This is a genomic window from Cellulomonas cellasea (assembly GCF_030372105.1).
GTDB lineage: Bacteria > Actinomycetota > Actinomycetes > Actinomycetales > Cellulomonadaceae > Cellulomonas_A > Cellulomonas_A cellasea_A.
Genome location: NZ_JAUDBQ010000003.1, coordinates 105,057 through 121,571 on the forward strand (window position 1 = coordinate 105,057; position 16,515 = coordinate 121,571).

16 protein-coding genes and 7 tRNA genes are annotated in these 16,515 nt (G+C 71.6%); 12 read left to right on the forward strand and 11 right to left on the reverse strand.

Going from position 1 to position 16,515, the window contains the following annotated elements; translation table 11 throughout:
• Together thrS and QUV83_RS04190 are read right to left on the reverse strand one after the other, a co-directional pair.
• Window positions 1–2,004 (reverse strand): threonine--tRNA ligase, encoded by a 2,004-nt coding sequence (gene thrS / locus QUV83_RS04185; RefSeq protein WP_289562922.1) that lies wholly within the window; start codon window positions 2,002–2,004, stop codon window positions 1–3.
• A gap of 54 nt (window positions 2,005–2,058) precedes the next feature.
• On the reverse strand, window positions 2,059–3,039 hold the full coding sequence (locus QUV83_RS04190; RefSeq protein ID WP_289562923.1) for an SDR family oxidoreductase: 981 nt from the start codon (window positions 3,037–3,039) through the stop codon (window positions 2,059–2,061).
• Window positions 3,040–3,220: 181 nt separating this feature from the next.
• Between QUV83_RS04190 and QUV83_RS04195 the strand changes: the two genes are divergently transcribed.
• On the forward strand, window positions 3,221–4,114 hold the full coding sequence (locus QUV83_RS04195) for a helix-turn-helix transcriptional regulator (RefSeq protein WP_289562924.1): 894 nt from the start codon (window positions 3,221–3,223) through the stop codon (window positions 4,112–4,114).
• Between the two features lie 10 nt (window positions 4,115–4,124).
• Here QUV83_RS04195 and QUV83_RS04200 read toward each other — a convergent pair whose 3' ends face one another.
• Complete coding sequence (locus QUV83_RS04200; protein ID WP_289562925.1) at window positions 4,125–4,997, reverse strand: oxidoreductase; 873 nt, start codon at window positions 4,995–4,997, stop codon at window positions 4,125–4,127.
• A 102-nt stretch (window positions 4,998–5,099) separates the two neighbouring features.
• Between QUV83_RS04200 and QUV83_RS04205 the strand changes: the two genes are divergently transcribed.
• Window positions 5,100–5,966 (forward strand): helix-turn-helix transcriptional regulator, encoded by an 867-nt coding sequence (locus QUV83_RS04205; protein WP_289562926.1) that lies wholly within the window; start codon window positions 5,100–5,102, stop codon window positions 5,964–5,966.
• A 120-nt stretch (window positions 5,967–6,086) separates the two neighbouring features.
• On the opposite strand, the gene QUV83_RS04210 is transcribed toward QUV83_RS04205, so the two are convergent.
• Window positions 6,087–6,161, reverse strand: a tRNA-Val gene (locus QUV83_RS04210).
• 194 nt (window positions 6,162–6,355) lie between these two features.
• Here QUV83_RS04210 and QUV83_RS04215 point away from each other — a divergent pair.
• Window positions 6,356–6,784, forward strand: a complete 429-nt coding sequence (locus QUV83_RS04215; protein ID WP_289562927.1) for an SsgA family sporulation/cell division regulator — start codon at window positions 6,356–6,358, stop codon at window positions 6,782–6,784.
• A 28-nt stretch (window positions 6,785–6,812) separates the two neighbouring features.
• Entirely contained in the window at window positions 6,813–7,115 is a 303-nt protein-coding gene (locus tag QUV83_RS04220; protein ID WP_289562928.1) for a DUF1905 domain-containing protein, read from the forward strand.
• An 11-nt stretch (window positions 7,116–7,126) separates the two neighbouring features.
• Here the strand turns inward: QUV83_RS04220 and QUV83_RS04225 are convergent, their stop codons facing one another.
• Window positions 7,127–8,002: an aminotransferase class IV gene (locus tag QUV83_RS04225; protein ID WP_289562929.1), complete on the reverse strand. Its 876-nt coding sequence runs from the start codon at window positions 8,000–8,002 to the stop codon at window positions 7,127–7,129.
• A 45-nt stretch (window positions 8,003–8,047) separates the two neighbouring features.
• Window positions 8,048–9,178, reverse strand: a complete 1,131-nt coding sequence (locus tag QUV83_RS04230) for a chorismate-binding protein (RefSeq protein ID WP_436231882.1) — start codon at window positions 9,176–9,178, stop codon at window positions 8,048–8,050.
• 128 nt (window positions 9,179–9,306) lie between these two features.
• On the opposite strand from QUV83_RS04230, the gene QUV83_RS04235 reads away from it, so the two are divergent.
• The 4 genes from QUV83_RS04235 to QUV83_RS04250 all read left to right on the forward strand — a co-directional run bounded on the left by QUV83_RS04235 (window position 9,307) and on the right by QUV83_RS04250 (window position 10,218).
• A tRNA-Gly gene (locus tag QUV83_RS04235) sits at window positions 9,307–9,378 on the forward strand.
• Between the two features lie 57 nt (window positions 9,379–9,435).
• Window positions 9,436–9,506 (forward strand) — tRNA-Cys (locus QUV83_RS04240).
• Between the two features lie 17 nt (window positions 9,507–9,523).
• A tRNA-Val gene (locus QUV83_RS04245) sits at window positions 9,524–9,598 on the forward strand.
• A 152-nt stretch (window positions 9,599–9,750) separates the two neighbouring features.
• Window positions 9,751–10,218 (forward strand): hypothetical protein, encoded by a 468-nt coding sequence (locus tag QUV83_RS04250; protein ID WP_289562931.1) that lies wholly within the window; start codon window positions 9,751–9,753, stop codon window positions 10,216–10,218.
• Between the two features lie 42 nt (window positions 10,219–10,260).
• Here QUV83_RS04250 and QUV83_RS04255 read toward each other — a convergent pair whose 3' ends face one another.
• Window positions 10,261–10,794: a flavodoxin domain-containing protein gene (locus tag QUV83_RS04255; RefSeq protein ID WP_289562932.1), complete on the reverse strand. Its 534-nt coding sequence runs from the start codon at window positions 10,792–10,794 to the stop codon at window positions 10,261–10,263.
• Between the two features lie 217 nt (window positions 10,795–11,011).
• On the opposite strand from QUV83_RS04255, the gene ilvD reads away from it, so the two are divergent.
• Complete coding sequence (gene ilvD / locus QUV83_RS04260) at window positions 11,012–12,889, forward strand: dihydroxy-acid dehydratase (protein ID WP_289562933.1); 1,878 nt, start codon at window positions 11,012–11,014, stop codon at window positions 12,887–12,889.
• A gap of 214 nt (window positions 12,890–13,103) precedes the next feature.
• On the opposite strand, the gene QUV83_RS04265 is transcribed toward ilvD, so the two are convergent.
• On the reverse strand, window positions 13,104–13,796 hold the full coding sequence (locus QUV83_RS04265) for a DsbA family oxidoreductase (RefSeq protein ID WP_289562934.1): 693 nt from the start codon (window positions 13,794–13,796) through the stop codon (window positions 13,104–13,106).
• A 58-nt stretch (window positions 13,797–13,854) separates the two neighbouring features.
• On the reverse strand, window positions 13,855–14,175 hold the full coding sequence (locus tag QUV83_RS04270) for a hypothetical protein (RefSeq protein ID WP_289562935.1): 321 nt from the start codon (window positions 14,173–14,175) through the stop codon (window positions 13,855–13,857).
• Between the two features lie 164 nt (window positions 14,176–14,339).
• Here QUV83_RS04270 and QUV83_RS04275 point away from each other — a divergent pair.
• The 3 genes from QUV83_RS04275 to QUV83_RS04285 all read left to right on the forward strand — a co-directional run bounded on the left by QUV83_RS04275 (window position 14,340) and on the right by QUV83_RS04285 (window position 14,612).
• Window positions 14,340–14,411 (forward strand) — tRNA-Gly (locus QUV83_RS04275).
• A 44-nt stretch (window positions 14,412–14,455) separates the two neighbouring features.
• Window positions 14,456–14,526: transfer RNA gene (locus QUV83_RS04280), tRNA-Cys, on the forward strand.
• A gap of 11 nt (window positions 14,527–14,537) precedes the next feature.
• Window positions 14,538–14,612: transfer RNA gene (locus QUV83_RS04285), tRNA-Val, on the forward strand.
• An 88-nt stretch (window positions 14,613–14,700) separates the two neighbouring features.
• Here the strand turns inward: QUV83_RS04285 and QUV83_RS04290 are convergent.
• Both QUV83_RS04290 and QUV83_RS04295 read right to left on the reverse strand, forming a co-directional pair.
• On the reverse strand, window positions 14,701–15,498 hold the full coding sequence (locus QUV83_RS04290; RefSeq protein ID WP_289562936.1) for an ABC transporter permease: 798 nt from the start codon (window positions 15,496–15,498) through the stop codon (window positions 14,701–14,703).
• A complete protein-coding gene (locus tag QUV83_RS04295; RefSeq protein WP_289562937.1) occupies window positions 15,495–16,394 on the reverse strand; it encodes an ABC transporter ATP-binding protein in 900 nt (299 codons plus the stop codon). The genes QUV83_RS04290 and QUV83_RS04295 overlap by 4 nt, the downstream gene beginning before the upstream one ends.
• Window positions 16,395–16,515 lie beyond the last annotated feature (121 nt).

A 16,515-nucleotide genomic window follows, 5' to 3' on the forward strand; every position in this document is an offset into this window, starting at 1 on the left:
TCAGACCTGCACACGATCGCGCACGGCCGCCACGATGCGCTCAATCGCCTCGGCGACCGGCACGCCGTTGTCCTGCTGGCCGTCGCGGTAGCGGAACGACACAGCGCCCGCGTCGACGTCGTCGCCGCCCGCGATGAGCACGAACGGGATCTTCTGCGTGCTGGCGTTGCGGATCTTCTTGCCGAACCGCTCGTCGCCCGTGTCCAGCTCGGCCCGGATGCCCTGGGCGCGGAGCTGGTCCACCACACCGCCGAGGTACTCGTTGAACGGCTCGGCCACCGGCACCGCGAGCACCTGCACGGGCGCCAGCCAGGCCGGGAACGCGCCCGCGTAGTGCTCGGTGAGCACCCCGAAGAAGCGCTCGATCGAGCCGAACAGCGCGCGGTGGATCATCACGGGACGCTGGCGCGAGCCGTCCGGGGCGGTGTACTCGAGCTCGAAGCGCTCCGGCAGGTTGAAGTCGAGCTGGATCGTGGACATCTGCCACGTCCGCCCGATGGCGTCCTTCGCCTGCACCGAGATCTTCGGGCCGTAGAACGCGGCGCCGCCCGGGTCGGGCACGAGCTCGAGGCCCGAGGCCTCCGCGACCTCGGCGAGCGTCTGGGTCGCCTCCTCCCAGACCTCCTCCGAGCCCACCGACTTCTCCGGGTTACGGGTCGAGAGCTCCAGATAGAAGTCGTCGAGGCCGTAGTCCTTGAGCAGGTCGAGGACGAACTGCAGCGTGGTGGCGAGCTCGTCCTTCATCTGGTCGCGCGTGCAGTAGATGTGCGCGTCGTCCTGCGTCAGGCCGCGCACACGGGTCAGGCCGTGCACGACGCCGGACTTCTCGTAGCGGTACACCGTGCCGAACTCGAACAACCGCAGCGGCAGCTCACGGTACGAGCGGCCGCGCGAGCGGAAGATCAGGTTGTGCATCGGGCAGTTCATGGGCTTGAGGTAGTAGTCCTGGCCCGGCTTGCGCACGCTGCCGTCGTCGTTCAGCTCGGCGTCGATGTGCATGGGGGGGAACATGCCGTCGCGGTACCAGTCGAGGTGGCCCGAGATCTCGTACAGGTTGCCCTTGGTGATGTGCGGGGTGTTGACGAATGAGTACCCGGCCTCGATGTGGCGCTTGCGGGAGTACTCCTCCATCTCGTTGCGGATGATGCCGCCCTTGGGGTGGAACACCGGCAGGCCCGAGCCGAGCTCGTCAGGGAACGAGAACAGGTCGAGCTCGGCGCCGATCTTGCGGTGGTCGCGGCGCTCGGCCTCGGCCAGGCGCTCGAGGTACGCCTTGAGCTCGTCCTTGGTGGGCCACGCCGTGCCGTACACACGCTGCAACTGCGGGTTCTTCTCGCTGCCGCGCCAGTACGCGGCGGCGGAGCGAGTGAGCTGGAAGCCGTTGGCGATGAGCTTGGTGCTCGGCAGGTGCGGGCCGCGGCACAGGTCCTGCCAGGCGACCTCGCCGTTGCGCCGGACGTTCTGGTAGATGCTCAGGCCGCCGAGCCCCACCTCGACGCTCGCGCCCTCGCCGGCCTCCGCCGCCGTGCCCTTGAGCCCGATGAGCTCGAGCTTGTACGGCTCGTCCGCGAGCGCCTCACGGGCCTCTTCCTCGGTCACGTCCCAGCGGCGGAAGGCCTGGCCTTCCTTGACGATGCGCTGCATGGCCTTCTCGAGGGCCTTGAGGTCCTCGGGCGTGAACGGGGTCTCGACGTCGAAGTCGTAGTAGAAGCCGTCGGTGATGGGCGGCCCGATGCCGAGCTTCGCCTGCGGGTTGACCTCCTGCACGGCCTGGGCCAGCACGTGCGCTGCCGAGTGGCGCAGCACGGACAGCCCGTCGGGCGAGTCGATGGTCACGGCCTCGACCACGGCGCCGTCGGGCAGGGGCAGCGACAGGTCGCGCAGCTCGCCGTCGACGCGGACCACGACGACCTCGCGGCGGGAGCCGAAGATGTCGGCGCCCGTCGTGCCCGCCTCGACCGTGGTGCTCGTTCCGTCGACGGTCAGGGTGATGTCCTCGGGCACGGGTGCGATCTCCTCAGGTCAGGCCTGCCACGAGCGGCGGGCGCACGCACGATGCTACCGAGCCTGGTCCCCCGCCCGTTCGCCGGTCGGCCAGGAGCCCGAGCCGTGGCCGGCCGCGGGCCGCCGCGCCGCCGCCTGGGTGCGGCTGCGGGGGCCCTGGGCCGGGCCGGGCCACACAGTCGCGAAGTCGGTCGCCGGGGCGCTCTGGCGGGACTGGTCGAGCGTGTCGCGGAGCAGGTCCACCTTCGCGGCGGCGAACGCGTGCGCGTCCGACCCAAGAAGCTGTCGCAGGGGCGCGGTGACGCCGTCCCGGACCCGGGCGATGATCTGGGCGGATCCCCGGGCGGGGTCTCCGAGCTGGCTGCCCTGCAGCCCGAGGTGGCTCTGGGTCATCTCGCGCAACGACGGGTAGGCGTCGATGGCGCCCGAGGGCAGCGCGAGGGAGTCCTCGGTGAGGAACGAGGTCCGGAAGTACCCGGGCTCGACGAGGGTCACGTCGATGCCGAACTCGGCGACCTCGCCCGCGAGCGCCTCGGTGAGGCCCTCGAGCGCGAACTTGCCCGCGCAGTACAGGGCCCACCCGGGCACGGCGGTCAGGCCGAGGACGGATGAGACGTTGACGATGTGGCCGCCGCGCTGTGCGCGGAGCAGTGACAGCGCGGCGCGCAGGACGTTCCAGACGCCCACGACCTGCACGTCGAGCATGGCGCGCACGTCGGTTGGGCTGGCCTCCTCGACGGCGCCGAGGAACGCGTAGCCGGCGTTGTTGACCACCACGTCCAGCGAGCCGAAGCGAGTGTGGGCCTGTTCCACGGCCGCGGTGACCGCAGCCTCGTCGCGCAGGTCGACCTGGAGCGGCAGCAGGGCCGAGGTGTCGACCCCGCTGCCGAGCGCGGCGAGCAGGCGCTCGCTCGAGCGTGTGGTCGCGGCGACCTTCTCGCCCTGCGCGAGGAGCTGGGAGGCCAGTTCGAGGCCGAGGCCGCGGGACGTGCCTGTGATGAACCAGACGGCGGGACGGTCGATGGGGTGGCTCATGGCGGCTCTCCTTCGTTGCCGTGCAGCCGCCCGGTCGAGCGGCTCGCTGTCGAGCCTCGCCGCCGAGCGGACGGTGTGGACGGCCTCTCCGGGGTATGCCCGTCCTGGCCCCCACCGGCCTAGGACTCGGCGACCCACCCTCGCTGGGTGTGGCCGGCCGACGGCCCGGCACACTGAGGCCATGGCGGACAGGAGCGCTCACAACGTCGAGCTCGCCGACTTCCTGCGGCGGGCCCGCGGCCAGTGCGACCCCGCCCGAGCGGGGCTGCCAGCGGACGGCCGCGTCCGCCGGGTGCCAGGGCTGCGCCGGGAGGAGGTCGCCCTCCTCGCGGGCGCCTCGACCGACTACTACACACGGTTGGAGCAGGGGCGGCGCATCGTGCCCTCGCCAGCGGTCGTCGACGCGATCGGCCGCGCCCTGGAGCTGGACCCCGCGGGCCGGGCGCATCTCGTCGACCTCTTCGACCTCGGCGGCACGACCGCACACCCGCGGGTCACCGCCGTGCAGCGCGTCCGCCCCGGGCTGCGCCAGCTCCTGGACGCGCTCGACGGCGAGCCCGTGCTCGTCCTGGGCCGCCGCGCCGACGTGCTGGCCCAGAACCGCATCGCGCGAGCGCTCTTCACCGACTTCGAGCGCTTCCCCGCGCCTGCCCGGAACTACGCGCGCTGGATGTTCCTCGACGACGAGCCGAGGGCGCTCTTCGTCGACTGGGAAGCCCAGGCGCGAGCCGCTGTGGAGAGCCTGCGCCTGGAGGCCGGTCCCTCGGCAGATCGCGCGACGCTCGAGCTCATCGCCGAGCTCCGTGATCGGAGCCCCGAGTTCGGACGGTGGTGGGACGAGCACCGCGTGCACCAACGGACCCACGGGTCGAAGCGCCTACGGCACCCCGTGGTCGGCGATCTGACAGTGGAGTACGAGACCTTGGCCCTGCCCGACGACCCGCACGTCACCGTGTTCGTCTACACCACCGAGCCGGGATCGCCCTCGCGGCGGGCCATGGACCTGCTGGCCAGCTGGTCCATGGCGCCTGCCACCGCGTCGCTCCTCGATGCCGGCGACGCCCCGTCCCAGTGACCGGGGGTGGTCAGGGCGCGCCGATGGCGTCGAGCTCGGCCAGGTCGGCTTCCGACAGGACCAACCCGGCGCCGGCGACGTTCTCCCGCAGATGCGCCACCGAGGAGGTGCCAGGGATGAGCAGGATGTTGGGCGAGCGGTGCAGCAGCCAGGCGAGCGCCACCGACAGCGGCGCCGTGTCGCGTCGGGCGGCCACGGCGCTCAACGCGTCCGACTGCAACGGGCTGAAGCCCCCGAGGGGGAAGAAGGGCACGTAGGCGATCCCGTCGGCGGCCAGCGAGTCGATGAGCGCGTCGTCGTCGCGGTTCGCCACGTTGTAGAAGTTCTGCACGCACACGATGGGGGCGATCGCCCGCGCTTCGGCCACCTGGCCGGAGGTCGCGTTGCTGACGCCCAGGCGCCGGATCAGGCCCTGCTGCTGCAGCTCGACGAGTGTCGAGAACGCCTCGGCGATGGACCCGGGCTCGGGGCCGAGCGGCCCTCCCACGCGCAGGTTGACGACGTCGAGCACGTCGAGCCCGAGGGTCTTCAGGTTCGAGTGCACGGCGTCGCGCAGCTGCTGTGGCGCCCGGGCGGAGGGCCATCCGCCATCGGCGTCGCGGAGCGCCCCGACCTTGGTGACGATGCGCACCGCGTCCGGGTAGGGGCGCAGCGCCTCGTGGATGAGCTCGTTCGTCACGTGGGGGCCGTAGGCGTCGGCGGTGTCGATGTGGGTGATCCCGAGCTCGACCGCTGCGCGGAGCACGCGGATGGCCTCGTCGGGGTCCCGGGGCGGCCCCATCACCTGGGGCCCCGCGAGCTGCATGGCGCCGTAGCCGGTGCGGGTGACGACCAGGCCGGCGCCCAGGGTGAAAGTCCCGCCGGGGAGTTCTGTGTGAGTCATGGGGCCAGCGTCGGCCGCGACGCCGCGCTGTGCGAGAGCCCTGGTCTTCCTAGGAGTCCCAGGGACACCCTGGCGCGTGAGGGGCCGCGTTAGCGTGGCTCCGTGACCGATCCCAGCAGCCTGGGCGCCTATCTCCGGGCACGGCGCCAGCTCGTCCGCCCCGAGGACGTCGGCCTGCCCACGGTGGGACAGCGACGGGTGGACGGCCTGCGCCGCGAGGAGGTCGCGATGCTCGCGGGTATCAGCTCCGACTACTACCTCCGCCTCGAGCAGGGCCGGAACCACAACCCGTCGGCGCAGGTGCTGGAGTCTCTGGCCCGTGTGCTGCGGCTGGACGACGCCGCCACCGCCTACCTCCTGGAGCTCGCCGCGCACCATCAGCGGCGCCGACGTCCGCGTCGCCACCGCCCCGCGACCGTGCCCACCGGGATCCGCCAGCTCGTCGCCTCGATCGGGATCCCGGCGTTCGTGGAGAGCCGGCACTACGACGTGCTCGCCGCGAATCCCCTGGTCACCGCGATCTCACCCAATATCCGGGTCGGCCAGAACCGGCTGCGCGCCATCTTCCTCGACCCGGCCGAGGCCGCGCTGTGCCCCGACTTCGAGCGGGCCAGGGCCAGCATGGTCGCCGGATTCCGCGAATCGGCGGGCGCCGACGTCGACGATCCCCGGTTCGTGCAGATCGTCGGCGAGCTCTCGGTCGCGAGCGAGAGGTTCCGCCAACTCTGGGCCCGGCATGACGTCCACCCGCGCCAGAGCACGACGACAGTGATCCACCATCCCCAGGTGGGCGAGCTGACGCTCCACAAGGAGAGGCTGCTCATCAGCGGGGCCGACGGGCTCGCTCTGACGCTGCACCACGTGGCGCCAGGCACCGAGGACGCCGAGAAGATGGCGCTGCTGGCCTCGCTCGCCACACCGACGACGTCCGCACGCTCCTCACGCGCGTTCGACGCCTCCGACGCCTAGACCGTCGCGCGCGCCACTCAGCCTCCGGGGCGCTCATCCGTGGCCCGAGACGACGCTGAGCGCACCACGCAGAAGGCCGGCCCCCGAAACTCGGGAACCGGCCTTGACCTGCACAAACGATGGTGGGCGATACTGGGTTCGAACCAGTGACCTCCTCGGTGTGAACGAGGCGCTCTACCACTGAGCCAATCGCCCGTCGCGACACAGTCACGGCCCGGAGGCCGACAACCGTGGTTGACGTCGTGGAGGATGCTACCGAACGTTTGCCGATATTCCGAACCGGGCCTGCGCACGGCCTGATGGGTGAACTGCGAGACGAAGTCCCCCACGAAGAGCCGTCCCACTGTCATGATGGCATCTCCACTCCCGTGCGAATCAGGAGGACGCCGGTGACGCAGCAGTCGTACGACGTCGTCGAGGTCGTCACCATGCAGCTGATCAGCTCCGACGCGAGCGTGATCCCGGTGACCGCAGAGATCTCGTTCCGGATAGCCGACCCGTACACGGTTCGCGCTGTCTTCACCGGTCCTCACACCATGTCGACTTGGCTCCTCGGCCGCGAGTTGCTCGTGCAGGGGATGCTGGCCCGCAGCGACGCGCCGGCCGGCACCGGCGACGTGCAGGTGTGGCGGGACGAGGACCCCGACTACGCGCTCTTGTCACTCAGCGGCGTCGAGGGCAGCGCGCTGCTGGCCACCCCCGCCGAGCCCTTCGAGCGATTCCTGGCAGCCACTCAGGCACTCGTGCCGCTCGGCTCCGAGAGCGACCGCATGGAGAGCGAGATCTCGGCCCTCATCGCCGCGCTGTTGACGGCCTGAGAGCGCAACCACTGCGCATCGGACGCGTGTGACCTTCGAGTTCGAGGCCGCCATCTGGGTCTGGGACGCCCGGAAGACGGACACGTGGACCTTCGTGAGCCTGCCCGACGCGGCAGCCGACGAGATCGCCGACGTGGCCGACCGCGGAGCCCGGGGATTCGGATCGATGCGCGTCGACGTGACCATTGGGCAGACCACGTGGCGCACGTCGGTGTTCCCCGACAAGGCCCGGGGCACCTACGTGCTGCCGGTCAAGAAGGCCGTCCGCGCCGCTGAGCATCTCGCGATCGGCGACACGGCACGGGTGAGGGTCGCGCTCGTCGACGCGTGACCCGCGGCCTGTCAGGGATCGACGTCCTGGGCCATACGCGCCTCGAAGAGCGTGCGGGCCGCGGCGCTGACCTCGCCCACCCCGAGGTCCAGGCCGTCGAGCGCGACCACCGGCGCGACGTTGCGGACGGACCCGCTGAGCAGCAGGCCGAGTCCGCCGGAGGGCGCCTCGTCGAGCACCGTGTAGGGGAGCTCGCCTGCGGCGGCCTCGCGGACCGGCAGGCCCGCCTCCGCTCCCCACTCCAGCAGCAGCTCACGGGTGATGCCGGCGAGGCAACCACTCGACAACGGGGGCGTCAGCAGTTCGCCGCCGCGCTCCACGAAGACGTTGGATCCCGTCCCCTCGCACAACTCGCCGACCGTGTTGGCCAGCAGCGCCTCGTCGGCGCCCTGCCGGTACGCCTCGGCGAGCGCGACGACGTTCTCGGCGTAGGAGGTCGTCTTGAGGCCCGCGACGGCGGAACGCTCATTGCGGACCCACGGCACACGCGCCACCCGGGCCACCGGAGAGCGGGGAGCCGGTCCCGCGAGGACGATCAGCGTGGGATGCGCGTCCTCGGGTGCGAACCGGTGTGAGCCGAGCGGCCCCGGACCGCCCGTGAGGGTGATCCGCACCCGCCCGGCATCGGGGCCCGCGGCGGCGAGCACGGCCGAGACCCCCGCCCGAACCTCGTCCACGTCCGGCGCAGGCAGGCCGAGGCCGTGGGCGGACCGGGCCAGCCGGCGCAGATGACGGCTCAGCGCGAACGCCTGCCCGGCGACGACGCCGCACGTCTCGAAGACCCCGTCCCCGACCGTCAGGCCGTGGTCCACACCGGTCGCCAACGGCTCGTCCGGGGACCGCAGACGGCCGTCGGACCAGATCACCGGGCGTGCAGGATCGCTCATGCCGCCAGTCTGGCGCCGCGGCCCGGCGCGCGGGCGCGAAGCAGGTCAGCGCTCGGCGGACGCCAGGGCCACGAGCCGGCGGGCCTTGAGCTCGGTCTCCGCCCACTCGCCCTCGGCGTCGCTCCCCCAGGTGATGCCCGCCCCGGTGCCGAACCGCAGCACACCCCCGGCGTGCGCGTCGGGCGTCCACCAGAAGGACCGGATAGCGACCGCGAGCTCCGCGCGGACGCACCCGTCCTCCGCCACGTCGATCCAGCCGACTGTGCCGCAATACGGCCCCCGCGCCGCCCGCTCGAGCTCCGCGATGACCTGCAGCGCCGAGCTCTTCGGCGCCCCCGACACCGACGCCGGCGGGTACGCGGCGTCCAGCACATCCGCCCACATCCGCGGCGAGCCCGCAACCTCCGGCAGCAACCGGCCCTGCACCGTCGAGACAAGGTGGACGAGGCCCGGGTGCTGCTCGAGGGCCAGCAGGTCGACGACCTCGACGGTTCCCGGCTCGCACACCCGCTGCAGGTCGTTGCGGACCAGGTCCGTGATCATCACGTTCTCAGCGCGGTCCTTGGCCTGGAGCGCGTCGGGATGCTCAGCGGTCCCCTTGATAGGCGCCGAGGTGATGACGTCGCCGTCGACACGCAGGAACAGCTCGGGCGAGGCAGTGACCACCCAGACCGGCTCGGCGCCGCCCCCTGTCGCGACGTGCACCCCACCCGCGTACGGCGCGGGGTTGCCCGTCGTGAGCACTGCCGACAGCGCCTGGGCGTCCGGCTCCCCGCCGCCCACCGGTTCCAGCGGCGCGGACAGCACCCGGCAGATATTCGCCTGGTAGACCCTCCCCCGCCGGATCTCCTCACGCGTGCGCGTGACGGCGTCCAGGTACTGCGCGCGGCTCATCGACGACGACCATGCGTCGGGGGCCGGCCCGTGCCACGCGCCGCCCGCGGGCTGCTCTTCCGCGGGGCCCTCATGTGCCCCGCGGCTCACCTCGGCGAACCGCCAGGCGCGCACCGATCCGTCGAACTCCCCCACGACGGCCCAGAACCCAGGCGCCGCCAACCGCTCGGGTGAGGCCCGCACGTCCACGCACTCGACGACCCCCTGTGCGCGCACCCCCGCGAACCACGCCGCGCCCGCGCTGGGGGGCTCCGGCGTGCGCGGGGCGTCGAGGCTGGTCACAGGCACAGCGCCACGGTACCGACCCGGGCGGGGGCGCCGCGGCGAGGCCGGTTGGACGCACGCCGAACTCGTCAGTTAGAGTCTGGGACGCACACGGAACGCCGGTGAGAACCGAGCGGGAGTGTCGCGCGGACGTGGCTCAGTGGTAGAGCATCACCTTGCCAAGGTGAGGGTCGCGGGTTCGAATCCCGTCGTCCGCTCGGAGATGGATCCTTGATCGGCGCACCTGTTGCACCGCTGGGGAGTCACGATCTCAGGGTGGAGTGGCCGAGTGGCGAGGCAGCGGCCTGCAAAGCCGTATACGTGGGTTCGAATCCCATCTCCACCTCGCAGCACCACCCATTTGGGCGATTGGCGCAGCGGTAGCGCGCTTCCCTGACACGGAAGAGGTCACTGGTTCGATCCCAGTATCGCCCACCAGCAAGGCCCCAGGTCATCGACCTGGGGCCTTCGTTGTGCCCATCCTGGGAAGCACCCCTCCCACCGGCGACGCCCCATCTGATCTGCCATCTCGGTAACCTGCGTCGCGCGAAGCCGCAGTCGTCAAAGCCGACCACGACAGAGGGGGACTTATGCGCCGAATCGCCTTCCGCCCGTTCCACCCCGGCCTTCGGCTCATGATCGCCATCGGCCCGGCGATCGTGGCCGTCGTCATCGCCGCGACCGCGTCGTCCACCGCGGAATGGGTCGCCGTCGGGGTCGCGGTCTCCCTGCTCCTGGTCATCGTGTTCGCCACCGGTGCGGCCCTCTACGCCGACGAGAGACGCGTCGCCGTCGCACTCGCACCGTTCTGGCGCCGGACGATCCGGTGGGAGAACGTGGAGTCCGTTGAGCTGCGGACCGTGCGGCCCCTCGAGGACTTCGGCGGCTGGGGGATCAAGGGCAGCCACCGGAAGCGGGGCGTGCTCATCAGCACGGGTGACGACGAGACAGTCGAGATCGCGACGTCGGACGGCCGCCGCTACCTCGTCGCGCTCGGACCGCAGACAGCAGCTGCCCACGGAATCCTGCAAGGGCTGCGCGGGGCCGACGCGGTCTGACCGCGCCCCTTGCGGGATCGCACGACCCCCAGTCGCTCCCGCTCAGGCCGGTTCAGCGGGGAGCTCGGCGGCGATCCCCCGAGCCCACTCCCCGATCGCGGCCCAGTCTCGGAAGTCGCCCTCGACCATGACCTCGCGCGCCGCGGGGACCCGCATCAGGAGCCGGGCGGGCCCGTCGAGGCGCGCTGAGTCGAGCGCGCCGAAGAACACCGTCGTGCCGCGGGCGCCCGTCGCCTCCACGTGCTTGGCGAGGTCGAGCGGCTGAGAGGTCTCAACCAGGTCCTTCCCGTCCTTGTCGTGCGTCGCGTCGCCGAGGGGGCCGCTGCTGAACAGCCACACCGGCCGCTGGCGGAGCTGCTCGCCGTGGCGGCGCACGAAGTGGCGGGCGTCGCGATGCCACTTCCCCACGAAGACGGCGCTGCCGAGGATGACTGCCGAGTAGTCGCTGAGGTCGTGCACGGTGGCGGCGGGCAGCGCCACCGCGGGGCGCCCGGCGTTGGTGAGCTCGTGGGCGATGTGCTCAGCGATCCCGCGGGTGGCGCCGTACTTGGTGGCGTAGGCGACGAGGACGGGCATGCGGGGGCCTCCGGTTCACACGGTCCCGCAGGGTTCTCGGGGCTCGCGCGCGGGGCGACTCGTGGGCCCGATTCGACCGTAGGCCGCGGAATCCGCGCAGGCATGGGACGAAGGCCATGTGGGGGCGCTGCGGGAAGAATCGGGCGCCGGCGGCCGTGACGTGTCCATCGCCCGGTCAATGCCGCCACCACCCACGGCGGAGTGATGAGATGTGCACATGCCCCAGCTCCGCTCACGCACAGTCACCCACGGCAGGAATATGGCCGGAGCCCGCGCGCTGCTGCGCGCCGCCGGCGTGGCCCGCGAGGACATCGGCAAGCCGATCGTCGCGATCGCGAACAGCTTCACCGAGTTCGTGCCCGGCCACACCCACCTGCAGCCGGTGGGACGCATCGTCTCGGAGGCGATCCACGAGGCCGGGGGCGTCGCCCGCGAGTTCAACACCATCGCCGTCGATGACGGGATCGCGATGGGCCACGCGGGCATGCTCTACTCGCTGCCCTCCCGGGACCTGATCGCCGACTCGGTCGAGTACATGGTCGAGGCCCACCGGGCCGACGCCCTCGTGTGCATCTCCAACTGCGACAAGATCACCCCCGGGATGCTCATGGCCGCGCTGCGGCTCAACATCCCGACGGTGTTCGTCTCAGGCGGCCCGATGGAGGGCGGCTCGGCCACGCTCACGGACGGCACGACCCGCACCGGCCTCAACCTGGTGACGGCGATCGCCGAAGCGGTGGACGACAAGGTCTCCGACGCGGACATCGACCGCATCGAGGAGGCCGCGTGCCCCACCTGCGGCTCCTGCTCCGGGATGTTCACCGCGAACTCGATGAACTGCCTCATCGAGGCCCTCGGCCTGGGCCTGCCCGGCAACGGCTCGACGCTGGCCACGCACACCGCCCGCCGCGCGCTCTACGAGGACGCCGGCCGCGTCGCCGTGGAGATCACCCGCCGGTACTACGAGCAGGACGACGAGAGCGTGCTGCCCCGCGCGATCGCCACCCACGCGGCCTTCGACAACGCCATGGCGTTGGACATCGCGATGGGCGGCTCGACGAACACTGTGCTGCACCTGCTCGCGGCGGCCCATGAGGCCGAGCTCGACTACACGCTCACCGACATCGAGGCGCGCTCACGCCAGGTGCCGTGCCTGTCGAAGGTGGCGCCCAACGGCATCTACCTGATGGAGGACGTGCACCGCGCCGGCGGCATCCCCGCCATCCTCGGCGAGCTGCACCGCGGCGGCCTGCTGCACGAGGACGTCCACTCGGTGCACTCGCCCTCGCTCGAGTCGTGGCTCAAGGAGTGGGACGTGCGCGGTGGCAGCGCATCCGAGGAGGCCATCGAGCTGTTCCATGCGGGACCGGGCCGCCAGCGCTCCGCGAAGGCCTTCTCGCAGTCCTCACGGTGGGATGAGCTCGACGTGGACGCGGCGAACGGCTGCATCCGCTCCGTCGAGCACGCGTACTCCGTGGACGGCGGCCTCGCGGTGTTGCGCGGGAACCTCTCCGAGGACGGCTGCATCGTCAAGACGGCGGGCGTCGACGAGTCGATCTGGACGTTCTCCGGCCCGGCGCTCGTCGTCGAGTCGCAGGATGACGCGGTCGAGGCGATCCTCTCCAAGCGCGTGAAGGCCGGCGACGTGGTGGTCATCCGTTACGAGGGCCCCCGCGGCGGTCCTGGCATGCAGGAGATGCTCTACCCGACGTCGTACCTCAAGGGCCTCGGCCTCGGGAAGGCCTGCGCGCTGGTCACCGACGGGCGCTTCTCCGGCGGGACGTCCGGGCTGTCCATCGGCCACGTCTCCCCCGAGGCGGCCGCCGGTGGCGCCATCGCGCTCGTCGAGGACGGCGACACCATCGTCATCGACATCCCGAACCGGTCCATCCGGCTTGACGTGCCGGACGAGGTGCTGGCCGCCCGGCGCGAGCGGCTCGAGGCGGACGGCGGCTACCACCCGCGCACCCGCGACCGTGTGGTCTCCCCCGCCCTGCGCGCCTACGCCGCCATGGCGCTCTCGGCCGACAAGGGCGCTGTGCGGGACGTGAGCCTGTTGGAGGACCGCGCCGCCGCGCGCGGCGCCGGGAAGTAGTCACCAAGACGCACGGCGCACCGGCAGGCGACTCGCTCGCCGCCGGTGCGCCGTGCGTGGGGGCTTCAGGGCTGCGGGGTGACGGCAGCGTCTCCTGGCAGCGCGCAGACCCCGTCAACGCACGCTCCCGCGTCGGCGTCGCCCCACGACGTCAAACTCCCCGCCAGCGCCCCCAGGGCGAGCTGAGGTGACGCCGCCTGGCCGTCGGGCGCGCTCATCGTCCACCCGCCGCGCTTGCGTCGGCCGATGCGCCCCCGCCCACCGCCGCGCGGTCCTGCACGGCCCGCTCCAACGCCGAGCGGAAGACGTCTGGCGACTGGGCGCCCGAGATCCCGTACCTATCGTCGATGACGTAGAACGGCACGCCCTGGATGCCGAGCTGCTGGGCGGCGGCGATGTCCGCCTCCACCGCGGGGGCGTGGCGCCCGTCCGCGAGGGCCTCGAGCAGGCCCGCCTCGTCGATCCCGACCTCGGCCGCCAACGTGGCGAGCACCTCGGCGCGGCCGACATGCCGGCCCTGCTCGAAGTAGGCGCTGAACAGCCGCTCCACGAGCTCGAGCTGCTTGCCCTGCGACTTGGCGTGGTGCAGCGCCTGGTGGGCGAGCAGGGTCTTGGTGTGGCGGACTGACGTGAAGTCGAACGCCAGGCCCTCGGCCGCGGCGAGCTCGGTCATCTGGCCGAGCATCTGGGTGACCTGGGCCTCGGGCATGCCCTTGTGCCGCGCGAGGAAGTCCACCTCGCTGCCGTCGAAGTCCACAGGCGTGTCCGGCGCCAGCTCGAACGAGTGGTACTCCACGACCACCTCGCCCTCGAAGTCGGCGACGGCGCGCTCGAAACGGCGCTTGCCGACGAAGCACCACGGGCAGGCGATGTCGGACCAGACGTGAACGGTGACAGGTGAGCTCATGTCCACCCAATCACCCCGACCGCCGCGCTATTCCTGCCCTGCGGGCGCCCGGGGCGGCTCAGGCGTGGCCGCGACGCCGACGCCGACGTCCTGCGCCACCTGACCCGGCGGCGCCGCCGAACGCGAAGGACACGCCGAGCATGAAGCCGAAGTTGTACCAGTTCCCGTTGTTGTCGACCTCGTAGATGTTGATCGTGTCCGTGAACAACGAGATCACGAACACGATCGGGCTGATGAGGCCCTGCCAAAGGCCGAGCCAGAAGCCGGCGGGGTCGCCGCCTCCCGCCTGTGCCGCGTAGTTAGGCCCCGGAGCGCACCCCGTGGCCACCAGGGCGAGCCCCACGACCAGCACCGCGATCCCCACACCTCGTCGTGCCATGCCGCGCCTCCCCCTCCCGGGAACCCGCCGGTGCGGACCGGGAGAACCAGCATGGAACCCCCCAGCCCTGGCGGCAACGGCGAGCCGGGTGACACCACCACCCGCAGAGTCGGCTATTGTTCTCACGCACGGGAAACGCCGGTGAGAGCCGGTGGGACCGTTGTGCGGACGTGGCTCAGTGGTAGAGCATCACCTTGCCAAGGTGAGGGTCGCGGGTTCGAATCCCGTCGTCCGCTCGGAGATGGATCTTGGTCGCGCGCCGGCCGGGACCGGCTCTCATGGTGGAGTGGCCGAGTGGCTAGGCAGCGGCCTGCAAAGCCGTCCACGTGGGTTCGAATCCCATCTCCACCTCGCAGTTTTCTGGGCGATTGGCGCAGCGGTAGCGCGCTTCCCTGACACGGAAGAGGTCACTGGTTCGATCCCAGTATCGCCCACCAGCGTCATAGCAGGTCAAAGGCCGTTCCGGAGCGATCCGGAACGGCCTTTCCTGTGCGTGCGGAGCCTCGCTCACCCGAGCTGGAGTGGTCAGCTGACCTCGCGGCGGCCCGTTCGCCACAGGCCGATGGCCAGGGGGACGCCCACCCACGCCGCAACAGAGACGCCGAGCCGCGCCCAGTCATCGCCGGCCATCTCTCCGGCCATGAGGGGCATGAGGGTCGCGTTGACGTCCAGCCACTCCGCGGGCGCCCGCAAGCCCGTGACGAGCAAGCCGAGCACCGACCAAGCGGTCGGGAGGGCGAGGTAGGCGACGATCGCCATGGGCGTGCTGAGCAGTGCAAGACCGAACGCCACACCCTGCACCACCAGGATCACCAACGCGAGGGTGTTCCCGCCGACCACCCCAGCGTCCATGGACCAGGAACCGTCACCGTCGCGCAAGGTCATGCCGAGCACGTTGAGCGCAGCCGCCACCGCGAGCGCCCCCGCCATCACGACGAGCCCCAGCGCCACCGACGAGGCGAGTTTGGCGAGCGTGACCCGCATGCGCCGTGGCTCGAGGACGAAGGTGGTCAGTGCCGTGCGCTGAGACCACTCCCCCGTCGCGGCGAGGACGCCCACGAGGGGCAGGAGGAGGAGTTGGCCGATCGAGGCGGCCCCGGTGAGCTCCTGCCAGGTGAGGTCCTCCGGTGCGGATGCCACAAGCGTCAGAGCGATGAGCGCCGCGTTGACGAGGACGATCACCACCATCAGCCATACACCGGCCCGGGTGTCGAGTTGTTTGCGCAACTCCACCGCCGTGAGCCGCGCGAACGGGATCGGCGGCCAGGCGTGGGAGGCGGCGCCACCGGGGCCGGCGGGACGGGTGATGGTCGCACCGCTCATGCGGAGATCTCCTCTCGCCCGTGCGGGGCGGTCGTGTCGAAGAACAGCTGTTCGAGTCCCGTGGTGGTCGCGGCTCGTAACTCGGTGAGGGCGATGGCGGCGGCGAGGGCGACCCGGCCGACCTCGTGGGTCGCGGCAGTGGTGGCCAGCGACCCGTCGTCGGCGCGCTCGACGTCGTGGCCAGCCCCGGCCAGGGCCGAAGCGAGCGCCCCGTCGTCCTCGCTGCGCACCCGCGTGCTGGGACCGCTGAGCAGCGCGGCGGCGCTGTCGTGCGCGAGCACCCGTCCCCCGCCGATGATGACGAGGTCGTCGCACACAGCTTCCATCTCGCGCAGCAGGTGCGAGGAGAGCAGCACGGTTCCGCCCTCGGCGGCGAAGCCTCGCAGCAGGTCCCGCATCCAGCGGATGCCCGCTGGGTCGAGGCCGTTCGCTGGCTCGTCGAGCATCAGCACGGCCGGGTCGCCGAGCAGCGCGTGGGCCAGGCCGAGCCGCTGGCGCATGCCCAGCGAGTAGGTGCGGGTGCGGCCTCGGGCCTCCTGATCTGTCAGGCCCACCTGTGCGAGCGTCTCGTCGACACGGGCGGCGGGCAGCCCCATGAGCCGGGCGGACAGTGCGAGGGTCTCGCGGCCTGTGCGTCCGGCGTGCTGCGCTGACGCGTCGAGCAGCACGCCGATGCTGCGCCCGGGGCACGGCAGTGCCCGGAAGGGCTTGCCCAGGATCGTGGAGGTTCCCGAGGTGGGCGTTGTCAGGCCGCAGAGCATGCGCATGGTGGTGGACTTCCCGGCGCCATTGGGCCCGAGGAAGCCGGTCACCCTTCCGGGCCTCGCCACGAAGGAGATGTCGTCGACTGCGGCGCGATCGCCGTATCGCTTGGTGAGGTGCTGCGCTGTGATCATGCGGCCACGATCCTGTTCCCGGTCATGCCAACGGATCGGCCACAAGCCTGGACCGCCTCCCCCTTTGGTCGTAGGTGGCGACAGCCGGCCGGTTGAGGCGGACTGCCCTGGCCCCGCCTAG

Bases quoted from the DNA above. Each gene is read 5' to 3' on its own strand.
- QUV83_RS04195 (WP_289562924.1), top strand. From the start codon at position 3,221: ATGGCGGACAGGAGCGCTCACAACGTCGAGCTCGCCGACTTCCTGCGG.
- QUV83_RS04290 (WP_289562936.1), bottom strand. From the start codon at position 15,498: ATGAGCGGTGCGACCATCACCCGTCCCGCCGGCCCCGGTGGCGCCGCC.
- QUV83_RS04270 (WP_289562935.1), bottom strand. From the start codon at position 14,175: ATGGCACGACGAGGTGTGGGGATCGCGGTGCTGGTCGTGGGGCTCGCC.
- QUV83_RS04255 (WP_289562932.1), bottom strand. From the start codon at position 10,794: ATGCCCGTCCTCGTCGCCTACGCCACCAAGTACGGCGCCACCCGCGGG.
- QUV83_RS04265 (WP_289562934.1), bottom strand. From the start codon at position 13,796: ATGAGCTCACCTGTCACCGTTCACGTCTGGTCCGACATCGCCTGCCCG.
- QUV83_RS04295 (WP_289562937.1), bottom strand. From the start codon at position 16,394: ATGATCACAGCGCAGCACCTCACCAAGCGATACGGCGATCGCGCCGCA.
- QUV83_RS04250 (WP_289562931.1), top strand. From the start codon at position 9,751: ATGCGCCGAATCGCCTTCCGCCCGTTCCACCCCGGCCTTCGGCTCATG.
- ilvD (WP_289562933.1), top strand. From the start codon at position 11,012: ATGCCCCAGCTCCGCTCACGCACAGTCACCCACGGCAGGAATATGGCC.
- QUV83_RS04200 (WP_289562925.1), bottom strand. From the start codon at position 4,997: ATGACTCACACAGAACTCCCCGGCGGGACTTTCACCCTGGGCGCCGGC.
- QUV83_RS04190 (WP_289562923.1), bottom strand. From the start codon at position 3,039: ATGAGCCACCCCATCGACCGTCCCGCCGTCTGGTTCATCACAGGCACG.
- QUV83_RS04225 (WP_289562929.1), bottom strand. From the start codon at position 8,002: ATGAGCGATCCTGCACGCCCGGTGATCTGGTCCGACGGCCGTCTGCGG.